We start from the raw sequence: 25,086 nt of genomic DNA, 5'->3' as shown, positions 1-25,086 counted from the left end.
TTTTTATTTCCTCCAGTCATTTTTAATGATTTGCTTACTTCTTGATACAGCTAATGAATTTTCAGGAACGTCTTTAGTTATAACAGATCCAGCTCCTACTAAAGAATTTTCCCCAATATTTACAGGAGCAACTAACATTGAATCACTTCCTATAAATGAATTTTTACCTATAACTGTTTTAAATTTGTTTTTACCATCATAGTTACAAGTAATTGTACCTGCTCCTATATTAGTATCTTCTCCAACTTGAGCATCTCCTAAATATGTTAAATGCCCAGCTTTTACTCCTTTTTCAAGAGTAGATTTTTTAACTTCCACAAAGTTTCCAATGTGAACTTTTTCTTTTAAATGAGTTTTTGGTCTCAAATGAGCAAAAGGTCCCATTGTTACATAGTCATCTATTTGACTCTCTTCAATTACTGAACTCTCTATTCTTATATTATTTCCAAGAACACTATCTATAATTCTAGTAGTTCCTAAAATCTCACAATTTTCTCCAATTACTGTATCTCCTTGAAGTACAGCTCCAGGATAGATTACAGTGTCTTTTCCAACTTTTACACTTTCCTCTACATAAGTAGCTTTTGGATCTATTAATATAGCTCCATTTTCCATAAGTTCAAGATTTTTTCTTCCTCTTAAAACTTCTGAAGCTTGTGCTAATTCAACTTTTGAATTAACTCCTAATATCTCCATATTATCTTCTAATACAAAGCTTTGAACTTTTTTTCCTTCTCCTACTTGTATTCCAATAACATCAGTTAGGTAGTATTCACCTTTTTCATTGTTATTATTTATCTTAGCTAAAGCATTAAATAGCTCTCTGCTATTGAAACAGTAAACTCCTGCATTTACCTCTTTTATCTTTTTAACCTCTGGAGTTGCCTCTTTTTCTTCAACAATAGCCTTTACTAATCCATCTTCTTTAACTATTCTTCCATATCCAAATGGATTTTCATATATAGATGTTAGTATTGTTGTTACAGCTCCACTCTCTTTATGGAAATTATATAAATCTCTTAAAGTTTCCTCTCTTAATAGTGGTGTATCTCCACAAAGAACCATTACATCTCCATCATAATCAGCAAGTTTTTCCTTTGCTTGTATTACAGCATGTCCAGTTCCTAATTGTTCAGTTTGAACAACATAATCTGCCTCTTCTCCAACTACTTTTAATACCTCTTCTTTTTTATGTCCAAGTATTAATATATTTTCTTCTGGCTCCAATCCATTAAGAACACTTATTATTTTTGAAATCATTGGAACTCCATTTACTTTATGAATAACTTTTGGAAGTTCTGATTTCATTCTAGTTCCTTTTCCCGCAGCTAAAATCAATGTTTTTAGTTTCATAATTTCTCCTTTGATGTTAAGGCTGACTTAATTTTCCTTAATGTTAAGCACACAGTTTCATTATACCATAGCTTCCTATGTATTTCAAGTTAAGAAAAATCTTTTGATAATTTATCATAAGCCTCATTTATCTCTTTTATTCTTTTCTCATGATATGCTCTTTCTTCCTCAGGAGCATTTGTAAATTTATCTGGGTGGTGTTGTTTTACCAACTCCCTATAAGCTTTTTTAATCTCCTCTTTTGTTGCATTAGGATTAACACCTAACACTTTATAATATTTTGTTTTATCCTCTGCATAACCAAAAGGATTTCCTCCAGTTGAACCTCCATATGAATACCCTCCACTTTGTTGCCCAGCCTTACGGAAAAACTCATCAAAGTCCTCTGTCCTATCAAATTTATAATAATATGTTCTTCTCTTTGTCGTTTTAGGATTATTCTTATTTGACAGATAGTTTATAAGTACTATTATCAATATAAGCGGCCAAAATGCCATTACAAACCAACCAAAAAACCATACTAATACAAATATAAAAAACAAAAATGGGATTGAAGCTACTGCTCTATTAAACCCAAATGTTACTCCTATAAATAGGAATATAATCAATATAAAACCTAATGAAATACTCTGCATTATTTTCTCCTTATTTTTAAATTAAAAATCAAAAATAGAAAGAAAAGTTACCCTTTTCCTTCTATTAATAATCTTTAACCTCTTCCAAGCTCAGATTTTAATCTAGCTATATCTTCAGCTATCTTTTTATCTCTTGGGTCTATTTCATAAGCTATAATATATTCTTTTAAAGCTTTTTCTTTCTGTCCTATAGCCTCATATTTTCTTGCAAAATCTAAATGTGCAGTATATATATCTAAATCTAAGAATATAGCAAAATCATAACTATTGATAGCATCTTTAATCAATCCTGCTCTTGAATAAGAGTTCCCCAATAAAAAATAAACAAAAGAACTTGTTGGATTTATTTCCAATGCTATATCATAATTTTCTATTGATTTAGCATAATTTTCTTCTTCATAATAAAGATATCCTAAAAAAGCAAAAACTTCATAACTTTCTGGTTTCATTTTTGCTAATCTTTCATATAAATTGATTGCTCCACTGTAATCTTTTTTATTATATAATACTATTGCTAATTCTCTTAATTTTTCTATATCTTGAGGATTTTCTAAAAGTGAAAATCTTAAACTTTCCTCTTCTTTAATAAGATCTTTGTTGCTATAATCTCTAAATATTTCTGTTTTCAATAATTCTGCTCCTAACAACTTATGATCATCCTCCTTGCAAAAAGATTTGCTTTTATATTATTATAACACAATTTTTTTCTTTATTGTAGAATTTCTTTATTAAGTATATGAAAAATATCCTATTTTTTTATTAGACTATTTTTCTTCCAAAGAAGTTATTATTTTTCAAACTATAATATATTTAACTAAATTTATTTTTTCTTATGTATCGTTAGGTTTTGACAAAGTACCTTTGTATTTAGCGACTATTAGTCAATTTTAGTTATCTCTATTTCTTTTAAATATCAGCTAAATTCCATGTCAAAGAATAAAGAGAGAGTAATACTCATCTGACTAAAATTCCAAAACTCAGCTTCGCCTCAAACACGTCGGAATTTTTAGCGTCAGATTTCGCGACTCTCTCTAATATTCTTCTCCAAATTACATTTAGCTGATATTAGGAAAAACTCTAATTAATTTAAAGTTCACAGAAACTCCGTTTCTGCGTCTCAAAAGTAGTAGTCGTTTACACTCCTCTACTTTTGGAAATTATAGTTTATTAAAAAAAGGCTATTGCATTTTTATCTGCAATAGCCTAAAAGAAATATTAAAACTCTTTTCCACCAGATATAACAAGATCTTTTTCATAATCTCTAATAGCTTTTATAGAGATCTCTAATGCTTTAGTTATTCTAGTTAATTCCATATAAGGTGTATTTTTCTTTTCAACTACTTGTTCAGGTATAAAAGGAACATGAATAAATCCTCCTTTTATATTTAGATTATTTTTATTTAAATAATAAAGTAGAGAATACATAATATGGTTGCATACATATGTTCCTGCTGTATTTGATACTGCTGCTGGAATACCAGCTTTTTTAACCTCTTCAACTATAGCTTTTATTGGTAAAGTAGAAAAATAAGCATTTTCTCCATCTTCAAAAACTGGAGAATCTACTGGTTGATATCCATCATTATCTGGTATTCTTCCGTCATCTACATTGATTGCTACTCTCTCTACAGAAAATTCATATCTTCCACCAGCTTGTCCTACACAAATAACTACATCTGGTTTAACACTATCTATATTTTCAAAAAGTTTTTTTGCTGATTTTTTAAATACAGTTGGTATTTGTAATTTTACTACTTCTATTCCATCTATATTATCTGGTAATGCTCTTACTGCCTCCCAAGCTGGGTTTATTTTTTCTCCTCCAAATGGATCAAAACCTGTTATCAATACTTTCATTTTTACCTCCTAAAATATTCTAATTTCTATCTTAAACTAAAAAGCAAAGAAATACATTACTACTATGTGTAATACTAATAATATCAATGCTTGTGGTATTTGTGCTTTTATTACTCCATTTTTATCTTTCATCTCCAATATAGATGTTGGAACAATATTAAAGTTTGCTGCCATAGGTGTCATTAAAGTTCCACAATAACCTGCTGTTAATCCTAAAGCTCCTACTAATGCTGGATTAGCTCCAAGTCCTATAACAAAAGGAACTCCTACCCCTGCTGTTATTACTGCAAAAGCTGCAAAGGCATTTCCCATTATCATTGTAAATATTGCCATACCCACACAGTAACCAATTACTCCAAAAAGTCTGCTTCCTTCTGGAATAACTCCTCCCATCATAGTTGCAATAACCTCTCCTACTCCTGCTTTAGCAAATACAGCTCCTAAAGCTCCTAGAAGTTGTGGTAATATAACTGTTGGTCCCATTTGTTGTAACATTCTACTTGAATCATATGGAATATATTTAGGATTTTCTTTAGTTACAATCATTGTTAAAATAAGTCCAACTAATGCTCCTATTCCTAATCCTACAAGTCCACCTAATTTTGTAAATTGAGCTACTGCAAATGCTCCCACTCCAACTGATATAGCTGGTATAAAAATCTTATTTCCTATCTCTTTTGCTTTAGCTTTTCTAAACTCTTCAGAACTATTAATCAACGATCCTACTGATACACTTTTAGTAGCTGTTAAAATTCCCATTACTAATAGCATAGCCCCTACTAAAGCTTTATTTAAATATGGTCCTGCCATAAATAAAATACCAAATAATATCCAAAATAGAGCACTTCCTAGTCTTTTACTATTTCCTTTATCATTTAAAGCATAAATTCCACATACTATTAAAACAATTCCACAGAATATATACATAATTTCTAATATAGTATTTACCATTATTATTCACCATCCTACTTACTTCTTTTTATCTTCATATCAAACATATAGTTTCTAATAATAGAAATTATTACTGATAGAACTGCCATTATTAAGCTAGATTTAGCTACAGAGTAAGCCTCTATATTTGAGATTCCTAATTCTTTTAAAGTTCCTACTATTAATAATACTCCTGCCCCTGCTATAAATCCATTTTGTCCATAGAAGTTTCCATAGTTTTCTACTGCATTAACATGTCCTTTTAGCTCTTCATCTAATTCTACACTAAGTTTTCCTTCTTTTTCTGCTGCTCCTTTAGCCATTGGATAAACTAGTGGTCTAATAAATTGAACATGTCCTCCTATTCTTAAAGATAAGATAGCTGCTATTGTTCTAATTACAACATAGATACTTAATACTTTTCCACAAGTTGCACCTTTAAGTTTTGAAATACACATCTCTGCTCTCTCTCTTAATCCATTTCTTTCAAGTATTCCTACAAGAGCTAAAGTTAAAAGTAAAAGTGTCATATATCTAGTTGAAACAAATGCTCCCCCTAAAACTTCTAAAATCTCAACAAATCCCATACCAGCCACAAGTCCAGTAGCTAATCCTGCTACTAAAACAACTGCTATAGTATCAAGTTTTAACATAAATCCGATTACAATAATTAGTACTCCTATTAATTTTATAATCATATTTTTCCCTCCTTGTCTTAATTTTATACTACTTTATTAATATAAAAATAGTAATTTTATCTTTAGTATATAATATATACTTATTCGTTTATTAAGTCAATTTTTTTCTTTGTTCAATTTTTTTGTTTACTTTAGGATATAAAATAGATTATATTGATTTTATTATGTTTTTCTTAATAACTAATTAATAAAAAAATGCCAAAGAGAAAATTCCCTTTGACATTTAAAAATTATTATAACACGTTGTATTTAGTAACCATAGTTTTAATTCTATTTAATGTTCTTGTTTTTCCTATGATATAAAGTACATTGAATAGATCTGCCCCTCTAGCTTGTCCTGTGATTACAGCTCTTAAAGGCATAAATACTTTTGCTGGTCCTTCTCCCATTTCATCCATTACTGAATGAAGAAGATCTTTAGCTTCATCAACTGTGAACTCTTCTTTTTCCCATTTTTCAAGTTTAGAGATAAATAGTTTTATAGCTTCTTTTCCAACTGGATCTTCAATAGAAGCATTTAATTTTTCAACACTTTTTCTCTCTTTCTTGTTCATTTCTTCAGTAACAACTGGAAGTTCAAATTCATCTTGATAGTAACAAGCTGCTTCAACAGCTATTTGTTTCATTGTTTGTGCTGATTCTCTTAAAATTGCTACCATTTTCTTAATAGCTTCATATTCTTTTTCACTTACATTTTCTCCAACATATCCTTGTTTTTGGAAGAAAGGAACAGTTAATTTTGTAAGTTCATCAAGATCTTTTAATCTCATGTGGTGGTTGTTTACCCATCCAAGTTTTACAAGGTCAAATACTGGTCCTCCAAGTGAAACTTTATCAATGTTGAAGTTTTCAACAAACTCTTGTAATGTGAATATCTCTTTGTTTTCTCCAAAAGAGTATCCCATTAATCCTAAGAAGTTTACAATTCCTTCTTTTAGATATCCTTCATCTCTATACCAGTTTAATGATACAGGATTTTTTCTTTTTGATATTTTTGTTCTATCTGCATTTCTAAGTAGAGGCATGTGAATAAATTCAGGTGCATCCCAACCAAATGCTTTATATAATTGAATATGTTTAGGAGTTGAAGCTATCCATTCTTCAGCTCTTATTACATGAGTAATTCCCATTAAATGGTCATCTACAACGTTTGCTAGGTGATAAGTAGGGAATCCATCTGCTTTTAATAAAACTTGGTCATCTATTTTATTATTTTCAAATACGATATCTCCTCTTAATCTATCTTTTATAACTGTTTCCCCTTCATAAGGCATTTTTAATCTGATTACATAAGGTTCTCCAGCATCTAATTTAGCTTGAATTTCTTCTTTAGTAAGAGATCTACAATGTCCATCATATCCAGGAGCTTTTCCCATAGCTTTTTGTCTTTCTCTTAATTTTTCAAGTCTGTCTTGAATACAGAAGCAGTAGTATGCTCCACCTTTTTCTACTAATTGTCTTGCATAATCTCCATAGATTTCAAATCTTTCAGATTGTCTGTATGGTCCATACTCTCCACCAACATCTGGACCTTCTGCATAGCTAAGATCAAGCCAGTGTAATGCATCAAAAATCATTTGCTCTGATCCTGCTGTATATCTGTTCTGGTCAGTATCCTCTATTCTTAATATGAAATCTCCATTATTTACCTTTGCAAAAGCTAAGTTGAAAAGTGCAATATAGGCTGTTCCTACGTGTGGGTCTCCAGTAGGTGATGGCGCTATTCTTGTTCTTACTCTCTTTTCCATTGTTTCACCCCTTTTGTTTTTTAATTTACCATATATTTTAACATAGTTTTATTATTTTTTCTATATACTATTTGAATAAACTATAATATAACTAAACTAAGGTCATTTTTTTGTATATCGCCATGTTTTGACAAAGTCCCTTTGCATTAACGATTATTAGTCAAGTTCAGTTAACTAAATTTCTTTTTTAACATCAAGTTGTCTCCATGTCAGTGAATAAAGAATCCCGATAGCTCATTCCGTTGAAAATGCAAAACTCGCTTCGTAAACTTCGCTCAAACACGTTGCATTTTCTTAACTTCATTTCACTGAGGGCTTCTAATATTCACTTCCAAATTACGTCAACTTGATGTTAGGAATAATTTATTTCACTTTAATTATTTAGCTTTATTCCATCTTAAATATCCATTTATAAAGATATCTATATCTCCATCCATAACAGCTTTTATATTTCCAGATTCAGCAGATGTTCTATGATCTTTCACTAAAGTATAAGGTTGGAAAACATATGATCTTATTTGGTTACCCCAACCAATCTCACTTTGCTCTCCTTGAATTTTCTTCATCTCTTCCTCTTTTTTCTTTAATTCAACCTCTAAAAGCTTTGATTGTAACATCTTCATTGCTGTTTCTCTGTTGCTCAATTGAGATCTCTCTCTTTGACAAGTTACAACAATTCCAGTTGGTAAGTGAGTTATTCTAACAGCTGAGTCTGTCATATTAACATGTTGTCCCCCAGCTCCACTAGCTCTATATGTATCAATTCTCAAATCTTCAGGTTTTATATTAACCTCAACACTCTCATCAACCTCTGGCACCACTTCCACAGAGGCAAAAGATGTATGTCTTTTCTTGTTAGCATCAAAAGGAGAGATTCTTACTAATCTATGAATCCCCTTTTCACTTTTTAAATATCCATAAGCATTATTTCCTTCAACTAAGAAAGTAATTGATTTTATCCCTACACTATCCCCAGGCATAAAGTCCATCTCACTTATCTTATATTTTTTATCATTACACCATCTTGAATACATTCTATATAACATATCTGCCCAGTCACAAGCTTCTGTTCCCCCTGCTCCTGAGTGTATTGTCACAATAGCATTATTAGAGTCATAGTCTCCATCTAAAAGAAGTCTTGTGTCAAAATGATCTAAATCCTTTCCAAGAATCTTATGTTTCTCCTCTAACTCCTCTTGAAACTCTTCCTCTCCCATCTCAACAAAATCTATTAAAACTTCCTCTTCTCCAACTTCAGCTTCAAGTTTTTTATACTCTGCAACTATCTCTTTTTCTCCGTTCATCTCTTTTATCACAGCTGAACTTTTTCTTTTATCATTCCAAAAGCTCTCTTCCATAGTTTGCTTTTCTAATTCTGCTATCTTAACCTCTCTCTTTTCTAAGTCAAAGAGACCCCCTAATATCATTTATTGTTTGTTTATACTCTGCAAACTCTCTTTTTATATCTAATATATCCAAGTTAGTTCCTCCCAATACCTATTTTAAATTTAATCTTCTTTTTATCTCGTCCATAGTTACCATACTATATATAGTTCCATCTATTGACATATTTGGACCTTTTGCACATCTTCCAAAACATCTTTTTGTAGTAAGTTGGATTTTCCCATCCTTTGAAATTCCCTTTTCATCTATTTCAAGAATTTTAGCAAGTTCATCATAATATCCCTTACCCCAACTTCCACAAGTCATTCCTACACAGATAGCAACCTCTTTAACTTTTTTTCCTGCCACTTTATTTCTAAATTTAGGATAAAAATTAATTGTATTTTCAATAGAAATTTCCATAAGTCCTGTTTTTTCTGCTATAAATTTTTGAACTTCCATAGGAATACTATCTAATTTTTCTATTACAAAGTTTAAAATTTTAACATCATCTTTTTTATCTTTTAAACTATTTATATACTCTTCAAGTTCATTATAAAATTCTTTTGTCACCATATTTTATCACTCCTTCTCTATTAATATTGCTATTGCAGTAGCATATTCTCTAGAATGTGAAATAGAAATTTCAATTTTTTTCCCTTTCATTATCTCTAAAAGATTATTTTTAAAAACAACAAAAGGTTTTCCTAGTTCATCATTTAGTATCTCAATATCTGTTAAATTAAAATTCCTGACCCCTGTCCCTAAAGCTTTTGATATAGCCTCTTTAGCTGAAAATCTCCCAGCATAGCTAGCTTCAGAGTTCCCCTTTTTACTTATAATCTCAATCTCTTTTTCTGTATAAACACGTTTTAAAAATTTCTCATTTGATATAGCTTTTGCTATTCTTGATATCTCGACAATATCATTTCCTATTCCCAATATCATAATTTAATCCTTTTGAAAAATATCAATATTTACATCTATTGTTATCTCTAAGTTATCTAAACTAAACAATCTATCTACTCCCTCTTTTGGACTTCTCCACTTATACGGAGTCATATCAAAAAGGTTTTTTATGCTTTCATTCTCTTTTATAAAAGATTTTCCAGTACAATTTACAGTTTCAAGATGTTTAAATATTTTTAGATCCTCTATTGGTGAATAAAATTCAGTTCTTACTTTATCATATACAACTTCTTTAAGCTCAATCAGATGTTTTTCTCCAGTTGATACAATAATAAGTTTTCCACCTTTCTTTAAAGTTCTCATCTTCTCTTCAGGTATTATTTTTGCAAACATACATATTATATAGTCTAGTGATTCATCTTCTAAAGGAATATTTGTTGCACTTGCCACTACCCAATCAATATTTTTATATGTTTTTGCTCCACAGATAATAGCTTCTTTAGATATATCTATACCTGTAATATTGCTTTCAACACCATTTTCATCAAGAAATTTTTTTAATCTACCTGTGTAGTATCCCTCTCCACAACCTATGTCCAATATCTCTAAACTATTTGAATTTCTCAACTTAAAAACTATATTATTAACACTGTCAGAGATAATCTTATAGTAATCTTTCTCTAAAAATCTCTTTCTACTCAACACCATCTCTTTATCATCACCAGGTGTCTTACTATGTTTTTGATTTGAAAGCAAAAGATTTAGATACCCTTGTTTAGCCATATCAAAACAGTGATTATTTATACACTTATATGTTTTATTCTCTCTTGCTAATTTTTCCTTACATACAGGACAAATTTTCATATTTTTCTCCTATTCCATTCCATAAGCTTTTCTTGTATTTTTATTAGTTACCTCTACAACCTCTTCATAACTAATTCCTTTAATTTCAGCTATTTTTCTAGCAACATACTCAACATATATTGGCTCATTTCTCTTTCCTCTATATGGAGTAGGAGCCATATATGGACAATCAGTTTCTATTATTAGTTTATCAAGAGGAATATTTTCTACAACTTCAACTAATTTTTTAGCATTTTTAAAAGTTAAGACTCCACCTATTCCTAAATAATAATTATCTATTACCTCTTTAGCTGTCTCTAATGATCCAGGGTAGCAATGAAAAATCCCCTTTACATCAGGAAACTCTTTTAAGATTTTCAATGTATCTTCCATAGCCTCTCTTGAGTGAATTGCCACAGGCTTACCAACTCTTTGAGCAAGTTTCATCTGCTTTCTAAAAACTTCTTGCTGTTGCTCTTTAGGAAAAGTCATCCAATGATAATCAAGTCCTATCTCTCCAATAGCTAAAACTTTATCCTCTTGAGCTATTTTTTCTAATTCTCTCTCTACTTCATCAGAGTACTCCCCTATATCATCAGGGTGTACTCCAACTACTGCATATATAAAATCATAATTCTTAGCAAACTCAACACTTTTTTTGCTACTAGCTAGGTTATACCCTATATTTACAGCAAAATCTAAATTCTCTTTTATTCTATTTAGTACCTCTTCTCTGTCCTCATTAAATTGTTCATTATCTAAATGAGCATGAGAATCTATTAATTTCATCTTTTATTTCACCTCTAAAATATCTTTGAAATCCTCTTTTTTAAATTCATATCTCTTTCCACAGAAATGACACTCAGCCTCTATTTTTTCCTCTTCTGCAAAAATTTTATTTAATTCCTCTTTTCCTAAAGTAATTAATCCTTTATAGAATTTATCTTTATTACAATCACATTTATAGCTAACTTCTTTTTCCTCTAAGATTTCATAGCTTTCTACTAATTTTTCGTTATCTTCACTATTCATATCTTCATATAGAAGTTTTAAAATTCTTTCTAAGTCCATTCCACCCATCATAAGCTCTGTCATAGGTCTTATAGCTTGAATTTTATTTTCAAGAGCTGTTATAAACTCATCTTCTGCATCTGGTAAAAGTTGTAACATATATCCACCAGCGCAAGCCACTGTATTTGCATCTTTTAATTTTACTCCTAAAGCAATTACAGTAGGTGTTTGTTCTGAATTATAAAAATAATATGCTAAATCTTGTGCAATCTCTCCAGTATCAACTGTTGAAATTCCTACATAAGGCTCTTTTAATCCCATGTCTTTTATTATTTTCATTGTTCCTCTTCCAACTAATGCCCCTACATTTGATTTTCCATCATCTCTTAGTGGTACATCTACTGAAGGATTAGAAAGATATCCTTTTACTCCACCATCTGCTGTTGCTGTAACTACCATATTATTTAAAAGTCCATCTGTATCTGTTCTTAAAGTTAAAACATCTTTTCCCTTTAAAGTACTTCCCATTATAACTCCAGCTGTCAATAATCTTCCAAAAGCATCTATAGCTGTAGGACTGCACTTATGAATATTTAAAGCCTCTTGAACTATATCTGTTGTATCTACCAAAAAGAATCTTGCGTTTTTACTAACTCCTCTTATTATTCTACTCATTATTACCACCTCTAAAATTTATCATATTTTATTATTTCTTTATATTTTTCATATCTTTTTTTAGATAACAGCTCCATCAGCTGGATATTATTATCTATTCTTCTATTTTTATCTAAATAATCTTTTAATTTCTTTATCTCTTTTTTATCAAAACCATAGTATTTTAAAAGTTCCTCATTAGCATCATTAATATACAGAGGTTTCTTGTTAATTGGTGATTCTATCTTAAATTTCTTAGATAGCTTTTCAAAAGTTGCATTTCCAATCCCTTTTATTCTCTTTAATTCATCAATCTTTAAAAAACCACCTGTTTTTTCTCTATAATCAATTATCTTACTAATGTAGCTCTTTCCAATTTTACTATTGTTCATCTCCTCTTTTGTTGCAAGATTTATGTCCAATCTAAAATCTTTTTTCTCAAGCATATTTTCACTCATAATAACTTTAAACTTAGGTTTTTCCTCTGTAAAACTATACTCTGTAAATAAACCAAGTGTAAGCATAACTACAAAAATCAGTATCCAATTTTTCATTTTACCTCTCCTAGCCTATCAAACAATTTACACTTACTTTCCATTCTCTCTTTCATCTCTCTTATATATAGAGCAGGGTCTTTAGGGTTTACTATTCTTTCAATATAGTCTTTTCCATCTCCCTCTTCTAAGACTATTTTTGTTATAGCTCCTCCACCTAGTCCCATAGTTGATTGATTTTCCTCTATCATCTCTATATTAAAAATAGATTCTTTTCCCTCTTTAGAGTAACCAACATTCTCGCCCCATTCCATAATATTTTTTTGTCTGTACATATAGTATGGGAACATCTCTTTAGATGCAACTAAATCTTTTATTCTATTTTCAATTACCTCTCTATCAATCTCTTTTCTACTTTTATCCTCTTTAAAAAGATTTGAGGCTCTTTTAAATGCTAGTGAATGAACAGTTAGATTATCTATATCATATTTTTCTACTTCATCTAAAGTATATAAAATATCCTCTGTACTTTCATCAGGCAATCCAATTATCAAATCCATATTGATTATAAAACCAAGTTCTTTTCCTAATTTAAAAAACTTGTCAAAGTTTTCTCTATTGAATCTTCTATTTACCTTTGCTAAAGTTTCTTCATTAAAAGTTTGTGGATTCAGACTTATTCTATCCACTCCATACTCTTTAGCTAAATAAAACTTTTTCTCAGTAAGTGAGTCCTCTCTTCCAGCCTCTAAAGTAAACTCTTTAATATTAGTCATATCTAAATGTCTATTTATTTGAATTAACACTCTTTCTAAATCTTTTTCACTAAGAGTTGTAGGAGTTCCCCCACCCATATATAGAGACTCTATCTTTAAGCTTTTCTCTTTCAAGTATTTTCCAGTAATCTCTATCTCTTCTAAAAGAGTATCTACAAAACCATTGTAATATCTTCCCACTCCACTTGTTATCTCATAAGATGCAAAAGAACAATATTTGCATTTACTAGGGCAGAAAGGTATCCCTATATATAGATTTATATGCTCTCTATTTAGAAATTTATTCTCTTTTTTAACTGTATCTACTAAAAGTTTTATCTTTTCATCTGTTACCAAATAAAAATCTCTCAACATATTTTCAGCCTTTTCATATGTAGACCCTGTGGCTAATAATCTTCTTAAAACCTTTGTAGGTCTCACTCCCATTAAGCCACCCCAAGAGTAATTTTTATTATAGAATTTTAATAATAGAATTTTTGTCATTGTCTGTTTTTGCTCTTCTATCTTATCTTCACAATTTATATAAGAGAAACTTTCTACTTTATTATCTATCTCCATTTTTATCTCTATATTTTTATCATCTTTTAATAAAGATAGATTCAATGTTTTTTCCAATGCCTCTGGTACCATTACCCTAGCAAACTCTTCAACACTTCTCTCATTTATCTCAAAATCTGAGTTGATTATCACTTTTTTCTCCTTTTCTCCCTAATATTTTTCAATTACCTTATCTTTAAAAATTTACTCTATATTATATCATAATTTATATTTCTTGTCTTTTAGAATAACTCAAAAAAATTATACCATCTTTAGAAAGTTTTTAAAATATTTTTATCTCTAAGAATAAGTTTTTACTTACCTTTTACCTGTTTTTTAAATTCAATTAACAGAAAAAGATTAAATTTAAAAGAAAGGAGTGGGATAAAAATGTCACAGAAAATATTTATAAGTAGTTTAATCTTTCAAAATAATAACTACGGAGAGATAAAAAAATTTATTGAACACAACAATATAAAAAATATGGAGTTTATTCTTGAACCAGACAATGCTTCTGACTTTAAAAAAACATTAAAACTTCTAGATACTATCGAATTTGAAGAGGTTGCCTTTCATGGACCATACAAAACTTGTATTCTATCTGACAGTGATGAGGAAAATTGGCAAAAAGCTCTTGAAACATATATTCACTGCTTTGAAATTGTAAAAAAATATAATGGTAGCTATATTATTCTTCATACAAGTGAATACCACGAAGAAAATAGCGATATTGCTCTAATTAAAGCTAAAATTATAAAATTAGTTGAACTTGGTAAAAAATATGGAGTAAAGGTTATTCTTGAAAATGTAGGTTTAAAAGAAGAGGCTATCTTTTCAGAAAAAAAATACTTTAAGTTTTTAAAAGATGAAAAATATCAAACTGTTTTAGATATTGGACATGCAGAGATCAATGGATGGAATATCTTTGATATTATGAAGGAAAATAGTGATTCTATCTTTGCTTATCATCTTCATACTAATGATGGAGAATTAGATTTACACCAAAGTATCAGAAAAAACGACTTTAATATAAATAAATTTTTAGATATATTAAAAAGAGGAATTGGAGTTAATAGATTAGTTCTAGAATATTCTCCAAGTGTTGAGAAAAAAACTCTTATCTCAGATTTCAACTTTTTAAACACTTCTCTATAATCTTCTATTGTCTTAATTTTTTGGGAGCTTAGCTTCCTTTTTTTATTTTTTGAAATTTTTTAAAATAAAAGGAATTTTCTTCTTTTTTTGAAAACTCTATTGAAGTGTTTTATAAATTTTAAAGGAGGGAAATATAGTGAAAAAATTATTTTTTACTTTTATATTTTTAGCTTTTATAGGATGTTCACCTATTCCAAAAATAAAAACTGAAAATATAATAGAACCTAATAGTATTCAAACTAATATTCCTAATGATAGGACTTTGATTTTTTCTTGCAAAGAGTGGTGGAAAATCTATAAAGATCCTATTCTAGACAAGTTAGTTAACTTTGCTTTAGAGGAAAATGAAGATCTGAAAATAGCTAAACTTAATATTTCTAAATCTGATGAAGCTATTAAATTAGCAGATTCAGCTCTGGGGGTATCAATAGATAGCTCTAACAACTTAAAAAGAGAGAGATTAGGTAAAAATGGAATGACTCCACCACCATTTGGCGGAAAAATAATTACCATTGGCTCTCTAGGTTTACAAGGTGATTATAATATTGATATTTTCAATAAGTTACACTCATTAGCTGATGAACAAAAATATAAATGTGAAGCTGTTAAATTAAACTCTGACTGGATAGAGTTAAATATAACTAATAGAGTAGCAAAACTATATTTTTATTGGAATTATCTTCAACAAGAGAAGAAAATTTTACTCTCTCAAAAAGATATTCTTACAGAGATTGTATCTTTTAACAAAAAAAATGTACAAATCGGTAATGGAATCAATAGTGATATTTGGCAATCTGAAAATGAGCTACGTAATATAGACTCAGCTTTAAAAGATAATAGCTTAAATCTTCAGCTAACTTTAAATAACTTAAATATTTTAACTGGGAATAAACATAATAAAGAGATAGCTGAACTTTTAAATGGGAAATACTCAATGGCAGATGTAGTTTTAAAAGAGAGAATCGCTATTCCTTCAACTATCTCTTCAGATATAATTATCAATCGTCCAGATATTAAATACTATATTATGCTTATCAAAGGACAGGAGAAACATCTTGAAGCAGAAAAAGCTAATTTCTATCCTCAATTTTCACTTACAGGACAGATAGGTTTTGAGGGTATAACTATGGAGAAAATTTTAAGAAGAGATTCTCTTTTAGGTTTCATAAGTCCAAGTATATATCTACCAATTTTTCATTCAGGAGCTATTACAAGCAAATATAAAATGGCTGGAGAAGATCTCAATATCTTTATAGAAGAGTATAACAATGCTGTTATTACAGCTTTAAATAATATTGAAAGTGAATTGTATAAAACAAAAATCAGTTGTGAAAATTTAAAGACTTCAGATGTAAATCTATCTGTACAAACTAAAATATTAAAAGAGAATAGAGAACGTTTAACTATTGGTAGTATCTCTAAATTAGACTATCTTTTAAAAGAACTAGATTGGAACAACTATAAATTATCAAATAAAAAAGAGTTATTTAACTTTAGTACTCAACAATTAACTCTTTTAAACTCTTTAGGTGGAGCTTATAAAATAGAAAAATAATTATAGGAGAATGATCATGGAAGAGATTAAAAAAATTGAAAACAGTAATGAAAACAATGAAACAAAAAATTCAAATAAAAAAATAGCCTTAAAAAAAATACTTACTTTTATAATTTGCTTAGTTGTTATAGGAGTTATTTTTATACTTTATTGGGCACTATATGGAAGAACTATTGAAGATACTGATGATGCCTATGTAAATGGTTCTCAAAATATTATTACCTCTCAAGTTAGTGGTACAATTAATAAACTTATGGTTGAAGACACTCAATATGTCAATAAAGGAGATTTACTAGCTACTGTTGATGATATTGATTATAGATTAGCACTAGAAAATGCCACTGCATCTCTAGGAAAAGCTATACGTTATTATTCATCTCTTAACTCTCAAGTTGCTCAACTTCAAAAAGATGTAATTGCTAAAGAGAACAGATTAAAAAAGGCAAAGACAGATTATCAAATAGCAAAAAATTCCTATGAAGCTGGACTTGCTAGTAAACATGAATTTCTTACTGCTAAAGATAATTTAAATATAGCTATTGCCTCTTTAGAACAAAGTAACTCAGCTTTAGATAATGCTATAACTCAAGTTAGTAGTACATCTATCATGACTCATCCTGATGTTCAACAAGCTATTACTGCATATAAAAAAGCCTATGTAGATTTAGAGAGAACTAAAATTTATGCTCCAGTTTCTGGAGTTGTAGCTAAAAAGGCTATATTTTTAGGACAAGAAGTTGCTCCTTCTCAAGAGCTTCTAACAATAATAAATCTTGAAAATACTTGGGCTGATGTAAACTTAAAAGAGACTCAGATGAAAAATGTTAAAGTTGGAAATAAAGTTACTCTTGTAAGTGATGTTAACAAGAAAAAATACAGTGGTTATGTTCAAGGAATATCAGCTGGAACAGGTAGTTCTCTATCTCTTTTACCAGCACAAAATGCCACTGGTAACTGGATAAAGATTGTTCAGAGAGTCCCTGTGAGAGTTCACATTGATAGTGATAGTATTAAAGAAAATGGAATAATTCCTATTGGTAGTTCTATGAAAGCTACTGTATATTTAGAAAAAAATAGTGATAAAATAGTTCCTTTTCAAGAAAAAACTTCATCTCTATACTCTATTGATGAAGCAACAATAGATGAACAGGTTAATAATATTATAAAAAATAATATCCAATAAAGCTGGTGATTTTTATGAGTATTCCTTTTGAAATTATATCTGCTACACTGGCACTATCAATAGGTTCTTTTATGAATGTTTTAGATAGTACTATTGTAAATGTATCTTTAACCCATATAGCTGGAGATTTTGCTGTTGCTCCTACCCAAGGAACTTGGGTTATTACATCATATGCAGTTTCTGAAGCTATATTTTTACCTTTAATCGGTTGGTTAACTAAACGATTTGGCATTGTAAGGCAATATACCCTTGCCACTCTTTTCTTCACTGGAGCAAGCGTTCTCTGTGGTGTAAGTTTTTCTTTTGGCTTTCTGCTTTTTGCTAGAGTTCTTCAAGGAATAGTGGGAGCTAGTATGATTCCATTATCACAAACACTTATGCTAAGTTTCTATCCAAAAGAGAAAAAAGCTATGGCTCTAGGTATATGGTCTATGACAATTGTTCTTGCTCCTGTTCTCGGACCTGTAATAGGTGGTTGGATAACAGATTCATTCTCTTGGAGATGGTGTTTCTATATAAATGTTCCCTTTGGTATCTTATCTACATATATAGTTCACTTTATTTTTAGAAAAAAAGGTTACAAAGATAAGATAGAAAAAGTTCCTGTTGATAAATGGGGACTTATCTTTTTAGCTATTGGAATATCTGCTCTACAAATAATGTTAGATAAAGGAAACGATTTAGACTGGTTCCAAAGTCCATTTATTATAAGTTTAGCATTAATCGCCTTTATATTTTTAACTATATTAGTTATTTGGGAGTGGTATCACCCTACTCCAGTAGTAAATGTTAAACTCTTTCTAAATAAAAACTTTAGTATAGGGGCATTGAGCATAACAGTAGCATCTATTGCCTTTTTTGCTTCAGTTGTAGTTATTCCCCTATGGTTACAAAACTATATGGGATACACAGCTTTAGATAGTGGTATAGCTACCTCTACATTGGGGCTTTCTATTCTTTTTACTGCTCCTATTTTAGGAAGTATTTTAAATAATTTAGATGCTAGAAAAGTTGTTGTATTTGGTTTTGTACTTTTTAGTATCACAGCTATTTTAACTGGAAACTACCCACCAGATATAACAGCAAGTTACATTGCAGGCTCTCGTTTTTTAACAGGAATAGGATTGGGAATTTTCTTTATTCCTCTAAATACAATTACCCTTTCAGATATTCCCCCAGAAGAGTTAGCAGGGGCATCAGGACTATATAATTTTACTAGAAATATAGGGAATAGTTTCGGTACATCTCTTGCAATAAACTATTGGAATAACAGAATCTCTACGCATCATCAAGATATTGTTTCAGCTATCAATGTTGGAAACCCTAACTTTCAAAGTTATATCAACCATTTTTCATCTCCTCTACATATGAAATTAGAGATGATAAATGAACTTATAACTCAACAATCTGCATTAATGGGAGTAAATGATATTATTATTGGTAGTGGAATTATGATTTTACTACTTATTCCCCTTATATTTTTAGCAAGAAGACCTATTGTAAAATAGTTTTACTATTTGATATAATTGAAAGAAAATATCTGTTCTGGGGGTTGTTATGAAATATAAGATGATTGTTACAGATTTAGATGATACTCTTCTAAACTCTGAGAAAAAAATATCACCTGTTGATTTAAAAGCTATTATGAAAGCTCAAGAAGCTGGAATAAAATTTATTCTTTGTTCTGGAAGACCTACTTTTGCTATGAGAGATCTTGCAAAGGAGATTGAAGCTGAGAAATTTGATGAATATATTTTATCTTTCAATGGTTCTATTATTACTAATTGTAAAACTAATGAAAATATCTTTGAAGCATCTCTTGAAAAAGAGGATCTGCACTTGATGTATGACTTTAGTAAAAAATATAATACTCATATTTTAACTTATATCAATGATGAAGTAGTTTCTGAAACTGAAAGTGAGTATATAGATGTAGAAGTTAATTTAACTAAGATGAATCATAGAGTAGTAAAAAGTTTTAAAGAATATGTAGATAGAGGGGCTGTTAAATGTATGCTTTTAGCTGAACCTAGCTATCTAAAAAAAGTTGAAGTTGAATTAAAAAAAGAGTATGGGGATAAATATAGTATTGCTATTTCTAAGCCTTTCTTCCTTGAAGTAACTAAACTTGGAATTGATAAGGGGGTAGCTGTTAAAAAATTAGCTGAAAAACTTAATATTCCTATTAAAGAAGTTATAGCTGTTGGTGATTCTTTTAATGATCTTCCTATGTTAAAAGCTGCTGGAACTTCTGTGGCTGTTGAAAATGCTCAACCTGAAATAAAAGAACAAGTTGATTTTATTGTAAAATCTAACAATGATGGTGGAATTGCTGATCTAATAGAAAAATTTGTATTTTATCATTCTAATAATTAAAATAAAAATATATTATTCCTAACATCAAGTTGACGTAATTTGGAAGTGAATATTAGAAGCCCTCAGCGAAATGCAGTTAAGAAAATGCAACGTGTTTGAGGCGTAGCGAGTTCCAAAAATAGAGAAGCTTTAGCGACTACTATTTTTGAGATGCAGGAGTGGAACTCCTGCGAGACCCATACAACGGAATGAGCCATAGGGATTCTTTATTCACTGACATGGAGACAACTTGATGTTAAAAAAGGAAATAGAGATAACTAAAATTGACTAATAACTGCAAATAACAAAGGTACTTTGTCAAAACCTAATGATGTGCTAGATAACTGAGCTTAGTTAGATAAATTATAATTTGCTTAACTATAAATAAAACTATTGGAGGAATTATGATTAATAGAGAAAGAATTATTAATAATTTTATTGAAATGGTAAAAATTTATTCTCCATCTAAAAAAGAGGGAAAGTTTGCTAATTATTTAATAGAAACTCTAAAAGAACTTGGTGGAGAGATCTATCTTGATAATGGCTATACAAAATATAATGGGGATGCTCCTACAATTTTTGCTAAATTTAAAGGGGATTTAGTAGGTGAAGGAGTAACTTTATGTGCTCATATGGACGTTATAGAACCTTGTGAAAATATCTCTCCTATAATAGAAAATGGTATTATAAAAACAGATGGAACTACTACCCTTGGAGGAGATGATAAAGGTGGAGTTGCATCTATTATTGAAGTTCTTAGAATTTTAAAAGAGAATAATCTTTCTCATCAAGATATATATGTTCTTTTAACTCCTGGAGAAGAAGCTGGTATGCTTGGGGCAAAAAGTATTGAATGGAAAGATGTGTCTGAAAATATGAGACCTGCTACTAATATGATAGTTCTTGATAATGCTGGAAGAGCTGGTATCATAGCCCATTCAGCTCCTTGTCAATATAATTTTACCTTCACTTTTAGAGGTAAAAAAGCTCATGCTGGTATTGAGCCTGAAAAGGGAATCAATGCTATCTCTATGGCAGCTACTGCTATTGCTAAAATGAAAATAGGACGTATTAATGAACTTACAACTTCAAATATTGGAAGTATAACTTCACAATTTCCTACAAATGTAGTTCCTGACTACTGCTCCTTTCATGGAGAGGTAAGAAGCCATTCAGAAGAAACTCTTGAAAATATAATTGATGAATATGAAAATATTGCTAAAAATGTAGCTGATAAATTTAATGGTGAGTATACTTTAGAACTTTCATACAACTATCCTATTTTAAAACCTAAAGATGATCTTAAATTCGGTAAGGAGTTTGCTAAGGTATATGAAGAAATAGGAGTAGAAAGTGAATTAAAAGTTATTGGTGGCGGATCTGACAGTAATATTTTAGCTAAAGAAGGGTTTAACTCTATTATTGTTGGAGTAGGAATGTATAAAGTACATACTGTTGAAGAGTATCTAGTTATTGAAGATCTTTTAAAAACTACTGAAGCAATTTTAAACTATATTATAAAATATCTAAAATAGGAGATGATTTAATTGGATAAGAATCAATTAAAGGAAAGAGTTATCAGAGCTATTGAAGAGAACAAAGATATTATAATCAATATTGGAAGAAAAATTTATAACAACCCTGAATTTGGTTATAAAGAGTTTGAAACTACTAAATCTGTTGTTGAATTTTTTAAAAATGAATTAAATATTGAGAATATTGAAGAAAATATAGCTTACACAGGTTGTCGTGCAAGAATAAATGAAGATAAAACTGGTCCTAAAGTTGCTATTTTAGGAGAACTTGATGGTATATCTTGTGCTGAACATTGTGATGCTAACTCAATAGGAGCTTCTCATACTTGTGGACATAATATTCAAATTGCTGGGATGTTAGGAGTTGCTATTGGACTTATTAAGTCTGGTGTCTTTAAAGAGCTAGATGGAAAGATTGATTTTATTGCCACACCTGCTGAAGAGTTTATTGAACTTGCTTATAGAAGTAAACTAAAAGAAGAGGGAAAAATTAAATATTTTGGTGGTAAACAGGAACTTATTAGAAAAGGGGCATTTGATGATGTAGATATGAGTCTTATGTTCCATGCTCTTGACACTGGAGATAAAAAAGTTTTAGTTGGTCCTGTAAGTAATGGTTTCATTGGTAAGGAAGTTAAATTTATTGGTAAAGAAGCTCATGCTGGTTCTGCTCCTTATGAGGGTATTAATGCTTTAAATGCTGCTATGTTAGCTATAAATAATGTACATGCTCAAAGAGAAACTTTCAAAGAAGCTGATAAAGTTAGATTTCATCCAATTATAACTAAGGGTGGAGATATAGTTAATGTTGTCCCTGCTGATGTTAGAATGGAAGCTTATGTTAGAGCTAGAACTATTGAAAGTCTTATAGATGCTAATAAAAAAGTTAATCGTGCTTTAATGGCTGGTGCTATGGCTGTTGGTGCTGAAATTGAGATTAAAGAACTTCCAGGGTATCTTCCTATTTTAAGGCATGATTCAATGGAGAAAGTTTTAAGAGAAAATATAAATTTTATAGGAATTAAAGATGATGAAATTATAGAAGGTGGAGATTTTACAGGATCATTTGATTTTGGAGATGTGTCACATATTATTCCTACTTTACATCCTATGTTTGGTGGAGTGACAGGAGCTCTGCACACTAGAAACTATTCTATTACAGATGAAGAGTTTGCTTATCTTGCTCCTGCTAAATCTTTAGCTCTAACTGTTGTAGATCTGCTTTTTGATAATGCAAAAATTGGAAAAGAGATTTTAGCTAACTTTAAACCAGCTATGACTAAAGAGGAATATTTAGAGTTTTTACAATCTAATGATAAGACTATAAAAGGATAAAAATTATAATATATCTAACTAAGTTCATTTTTTCTTGTGTATTGTTAGGTTTTGACAAAGTACCTTTGCATTTAGCGATTATTAGTCAAGTTAAGTTATCAAAACTTATATTTTAAATATCAGCTAAATTCCATGTCAAAGAATAAAGAGAGAGTAATACTCATCTGACTAAAATTCCGAAACTCGACTTCGTCTCAAACACGTCGGAATTTTTAGCGTCAGATTTCGTAACTCTCTCTAATATTCTTCTCCAAATTCCATTTTAGCTGATATTAAGAAAAGAAAAAATATATTATAGTTTATATACTTAAAAAGAGGTAGTTAGCAAAACTATCTCTTTCTTTTTTAACTATTTTTCTCTTTTTTAGCCACTAGTGGAATATTAGCTATTAAAGCTGTACTTCTTTTATTTTCTGGGTTTTCAGTTACCTCTATATTAAGAGCCTCTTTATCAATATCCACATATTTAGATATAACTGCTATTATCTCATCTTTCATCTCTTCTAAGACACTTGCTGGTAGCATAGCTCTATCATGAATTAAAACAAATTTCAGTCTATCTTTAGCAATATTTTTAGAGCTGTTATCCTCTTTCTTAAAAAAATCAAAAATTCCCATTCCTTCTACCTACTTTCCAAAAACCATTTTTAATTTTTCAAAAAACCCAAGTTTTACATCTAGATTTAAAAATGGAACATCCTTTCCTTCCATTCTCTCTACTATATTTCTATAAGCATCAGCTGCTAGACACTCACCTTTATATACTAAAGGTTCTCCTTTATTTGTAGAGATAACAATATTCTCATCATCAGGAACTACTCCTAATAATTTAATTGCAAGTATATCAAGAATATCTTCTACACTTAACATATTTCCTGCTTTTACCATATCCATTTTTATACGATTTACAATAAGTTTTGGGTTTCTTATTTCATTAGCCTCTAAAAGCCCTATTATTCTATCAGCATCTCTTGTAGCTGAAATTTCTGGAGTTGTAACTACTATTGCCTCATCTGCTGCAGCTATTGCATTTTTAAATCCTTGCTCTATTCCTGCTGGACAATCAATTATAATATAATCAAAATCATTTCTCAAAGCATCAATAAGAGTTTTCATTTGATCTCCATTGATATCATTTTTATCTCTAATTTGAGCAGCTGGTAATAAACATAGATTTGAACATCTTTTATCTTTTATTAAAGCTTGTGCAATTCTACATTTTCCCTCTATTACATCAACTAGATCATAGACAATTCTATTTTCTAATCCAATTACTACATCAAGGTTTCTTAATCCAATATCTGTATCTATTAAAAGAACTTTATTCCCCTTTAAAGCTAACCCAGCTCCAAGATTAGCAGTAGTAGTAGTTTTTCCTACTCCACCTTTTCCTGATGTCACTACATACACCTTTGCCATTTTTATCACTCCTAACTTAAAGTTTTAGTTATTCATTATATGAACGTGCACTAAAATCTTCTATTAATATCTCACTATTTTTTATGTAGGCTATCTTGAAGCCTCCTTTTCTATCTACCTTATTTGTATCTAATATCTCTTTTTGCATAGGTTTAGCTATTGTACTACCTATTACAAGTTGAATTGGATTCATATAGTTAGCACCTATAAAAGCATCTTTATCATCATCTAGTCCTGCATAAACAGCTCCATTTAGATGTCCTAGTACTATTATATTTCCCTTTGCCCTCAACATAGCTCCTGGATTTACATCTCCAATAACAACTATATTTCCATCATATTCTATTTTACTTCCTGATCTAAGAGTTCCTCTAAAAAATTTAGTTGGTCCCTCTTCAGTTACTGCTTTAAAAAACTTTATCTTCTCTTTTTTATTTATTCCTGAACCACTTTCAGAAAAGACATAGGTAATATTTATATCACTATTTAATTTAATCAAATCAATAAGAACATTTTCCTCTAATTCAGTTAAAACTCTATTAGAAAATTCTATTGCTAAGTGAACACTTCCAATAAAATTTTTAGCCTCTTGTATCTTTTCAACTAAGCTATCCCTAAGAGTTAAAAAGTCTACCTCTGAATTTAGATGTATTACCAGCCTATCCTTTTTTCCTTTCAAAATAACATAATTATTCATAAGTTTCACCTTTTACCCAACTTT

General features: G+C 29.8%; 25 protein-coding genes. 7 read left to right on the top strand and 18 right to left on the bottom strand.

Annotated elements, in window-relative coordinates:
* Positions 1–3: 3 nt before the first annotated feature.
* The 15 genes from glmU to I6E31_02760 all read right to left on the bottom strand — a co-directional run bounded on the left by glmU (position 4) and on the right by I6E31_02760 (position 13,981).
* The gene (glmU, locus tag I6E31_02830) at positions 4–1,353 is read right to left on the bottom strand and encodes a bifunctional UDP-N-acetylglucosamine diphosphorylase/glucosamine-1-phosphate N-acetyltransferase GlmU (GenBank protein ID MCF2638904.1); all 1,350 of its coding nucleotides are present in this window, start codon (positions 1,351–1,353) and stop codon (positions 4–6) included.
* An 89-nt stretch (positions 1,354–1,442) separates the two neighbouring features.
* A complete protein-coding gene (locus I6E31_02825; GenBank protein MCF2638903.1) occupies positions 1,443–1,991 on the bottom strand; it encodes a DnaJ domain-containing protein in 549 nt (182 codons plus the stop codon).
* Positions 1,992–2,062: 71 nt separating this feature from the next.
* Positions 2,063–2,635 (bottom strand): tetratricopeptide repeat protein, encoded by a 573-nt coding sequence (locus I6E31_02820; GenBank protein ID MCF2638902.1) that lies wholly within the window; start codon positions 2,633–2,635, stop codon positions 2,063–2,065.
* Positions 2,636–3,203: 568 nt separating this feature from the next.
* Positions 3,204–3,845: a pyroglutamyl-peptidase I gene (gene pcp, locus I6E31_02815; GenBank protein MCF2638901.1), complete on the bottom strand. Its 642-nt coding sequence runs from the start codon at positions 3,843–3,845 to the stop codon at positions 3,204–3,206.
* Positions 3,846–3,881: 36 nt separating this feature from the next.
* On the bottom strand, positions 3,882–4,796 hold the full coding sequence (locus tag I6E31_02810; GenBank protein MCF2638900.1) for a DUF979 domain-containing protein: 915 nt from the start codon (positions 4,794–4,796) through the stop codon (positions 3,882–3,884).
* 14 nt (positions 4,797–4,810) lie between these two features.
* Positions 4,811–5,470 (bottom strand): DUF969 domain-containing protein, encoded by a 660-nt coding sequence (locus tag I6E31_02805; protein ID MCF2638899.1) that lies wholly within the window; start codon positions 5,468–5,470, stop codon positions 4,811–4,813.
* Positions 5,471–5,706: 236 nt separating this feature from the next.
* Complete coding sequence (locus tag I6E31_02800) at positions 5,707–7,221, bottom strand: glutamate--tRNA ligase (GenBank protein MCF2638898.1); 1,515 nt, start codon at positions 7,219–7,221, stop codon at positions 5,707–5,709.
* Between the two features lie 377 nt (positions 7,222–7,598).
* A protein-coding gene (prfB, locus tag I6E31_02795; protein MCF2638897.1) for a peptide chain release factor 2 occupies positions 7,599–8,700 on the bottom strand; the annotation gives its coding sequence in 2 pieces (ribosomal slippage) (positions 7,599–8,627 and positions 8,629–8,700; 1,101 coding nt in all).
* A gap of 18 nt (positions 8,701–8,718) precedes the next feature.
* Positions 8,719–9,180, bottom strand: coding sequence for an NAD(P)H-dependent oxidoreductase subunit E (locus I6E31_02790; protein MCF2638896.1), 462 nt, complete (start codon positions 9,178–9,180; stop codon positions 8,719–8,721).
* A gap of 6 nt (positions 9,181–9,186) precedes the next feature.
* Positions 9,187–9,552 (bottom strand): holo-ACP synthase, encoded by a 366-nt coding sequence (acpS, locus tag I6E31_02785; protein ID MCF2638895.1) that lies wholly within the window; start codon positions 9,550–9,552, stop codon positions 9,187–9,189.
* A gap of 3 nt (positions 9,553–9,555) precedes the next feature.
* Positions 9,556–10,377: a methyltransferase domain-containing protein gene (locus I6E31_02780; GenBank protein MCF2638894.1), complete on the bottom strand. Its 822-nt coding sequence runs from the start codon at positions 10,375–10,377 to the stop codon at positions 9,556–9,558.
* Between the two features lie 9 nt (positions 10,378–10,386).
* The gene (locus I6E31_02775) at positions 10,387–11,145 is read right to left on the bottom strand and encodes a TatD family hydrolase (GenBank protein ID MCF2638893.1); all 759 of its coding nucleotides are present in this window, start codon (positions 11,143–11,145) and stop codon (positions 10,387–10,389) included.
* Between the two features lie 3 nt (positions 11,146–11,148).
* Positions 11,149–12,042 carry an Hsp33 family molecular chaperone HslO gene (hslO, locus tag I6E31_02770; protein ID MCF2638892.1) on the bottom strand — a complete coding sequence of 298 codons (894 nt, stop codon included), beginning with the start codon at positions 12,040–12,042 and terminating at the stop codon, positions 11,149–11,151.
* Positions 12,043–12,053: 11 nt separating this feature from the next.
* On the bottom strand, positions 12,054–12,557 hold the full coding sequence (locus tag I6E31_02765; protein MCF2638891.1) for a helix-hairpin-helix domain-containing protein: 504 nt from the start codon (positions 12,555–12,557) through the stop codon (positions 12,054–12,056).
* A 14-nt stretch (positions 12,558–12,571) separates the two neighbouring features.
* Positions 12,572–13,981, bottom strand: a complete 1,410-nt coding sequence (locus I6E31_02760; protein ID MCF2638890.1) for a coproporphyrinogen III oxidase — start codon at positions 13,979–13,981, stop codon at positions 12,572–12,574.
* A gap of 237 nt (positions 13,982–14,218) precedes the next feature.
* Here I6E31_02760 and I6E31_02755 point away from each other — a divergent pair, with 237 nt between their 5' ends.
* From I6E31_02755 to I6E31_02725, 7 genes are all read left to right on the top strand, one after another.
* Complete coding sequence (locus tag I6E31_02755; GenBank protein ID MCF2638889.1) at positions 14,219–14,983, top strand: sugar phosphate isomerase/epimerase; 765 nt, start codon at positions 14,219–14,221, stop codon at positions 14,981–14,983.
* A 133-nt stretch (positions 14,984–15,116) separates the two neighbouring features.
* Positions 15,117–16,538 (top strand): TolC family protein, encoded by a 1,422-nt coding sequence (locus tag I6E31_02750; GenBank protein ID MCF2638888.1) that lies wholly within the window; start codon positions 15,117–15,119, stop codon positions 16,536–16,538.
* A 10-nt stretch (positions 16,539–16,548) separates the two neighbouring features.
* The gene (locus I6E31_02745; GenBank protein ID MCF2638887.1) at positions 16,549–17,721 is read left to right on the top strand and encodes an HlyD family secretion protein; all 1,173 of its coding nucleotides are present in this window, start codon (positions 16,549–16,551) and stop codon (positions 17,719–17,721) included.
* A gap of 14 nt (positions 17,722–17,735) precedes the next feature.
* Complete coding sequence (locus tag I6E31_02740; GenBank protein MCF2638886.1) at positions 17,736–19,229, top strand: DHA2 family efflux MFS transporter permease subunit; 1,494 nt, start codon at positions 17,736–17,738, stop codon at positions 19,227–19,229.
* A gap of 49 nt (positions 19,230–19,278) precedes the next feature.
* Complete coding sequence (locus tag I6E31_02735; protein ID MCF2638885.1) at positions 19,279–20,097, top strand: HAD family phosphatase; 819 nt, start codon at positions 19,279–19,281, stop codon at positions 20,095–20,097.
* Positions 20,098–20,483: 386 nt separating this feature from the next.
* Positions 20,484–21,611, top strand: coding sequence for a M20/M25/M40 family metallo-hydrolase (locus I6E31_02730; protein ID MCF2638884.1), 1,128 nt, complete (start codon positions 20,484–20,486; stop codon positions 21,609–21,611).
* A 12-nt stretch (positions 21,612–21,623) separates the two neighbouring features.
* Complete coding sequence (locus I6E31_02725; protein MCF2638883.1) at positions 21,624–22,946, top strand: amidohydrolase; 1,323 nt, start codon at positions 21,624–21,626, stop codon at positions 22,944–22,946.
* Positions 22,947–23,291: 345 nt separating this feature from the next.
* Here I6E31_02725 and minE read toward each other — a convergent pair whose 3' ends face one another.
* From minE to I6E31_02710, 3 genes are read right to left on the bottom strand one after another with little or no spacing between them, the layout of a single operon-like run.
* Positions 23,292–23,564 carry a cell division topological specificity factor MinE gene (gene minE, locus I6E31_02720; GenBank protein ID MCF2638882.1) on the bottom strand — a complete coding sequence of 91 codons (273 nt, stop codon included), beginning with the start codon at positions 23,562–23,564 and terminating at the stop codon, positions 23,292–23,294.
* A 9-nt stretch (positions 23,565–23,573) separates the two neighbouring features.
* Positions 23,574–24,365: a septum site-determining protein MinD gene (gene minD / locus I6E31_02715; GenBank protein MCF2638881.1), complete on the bottom strand. Its 792-nt coding sequence runs from the start codon at positions 24,363–24,365 to the stop codon at positions 23,574–23,576.
* Positions 24,366–24,393: 28 nt separating this feature from the next.
* On the bottom strand, positions 24,394–25,062 hold the full coding sequence (locus I6E31_02710; GenBank protein ID MCF2638880.1) for a septum site-determining protein MinC: 669 nt from the start codon (positions 25,060–25,062) through the stop codon (positions 24,394–24,396).
* Between the last annotated feature and the right edge of the window lie 24 nt (positions 25,063–25,086).

The sequence above is a fragment of the Fusobacterium varium genome (assembly GCA_021531615.1).
GTDB lineage: Bacteria > Fusobacteriota > Fusobacteriia > Fusobacteriales > Fusobacteriaceae > Fusobacterium_A > Fusobacterium_A varium_C.
The sequence above is the reverse complement of the archived record's forward strand: the minus strand, read 5'-3'. Positions and strand labels throughout refer to the sequence as shown.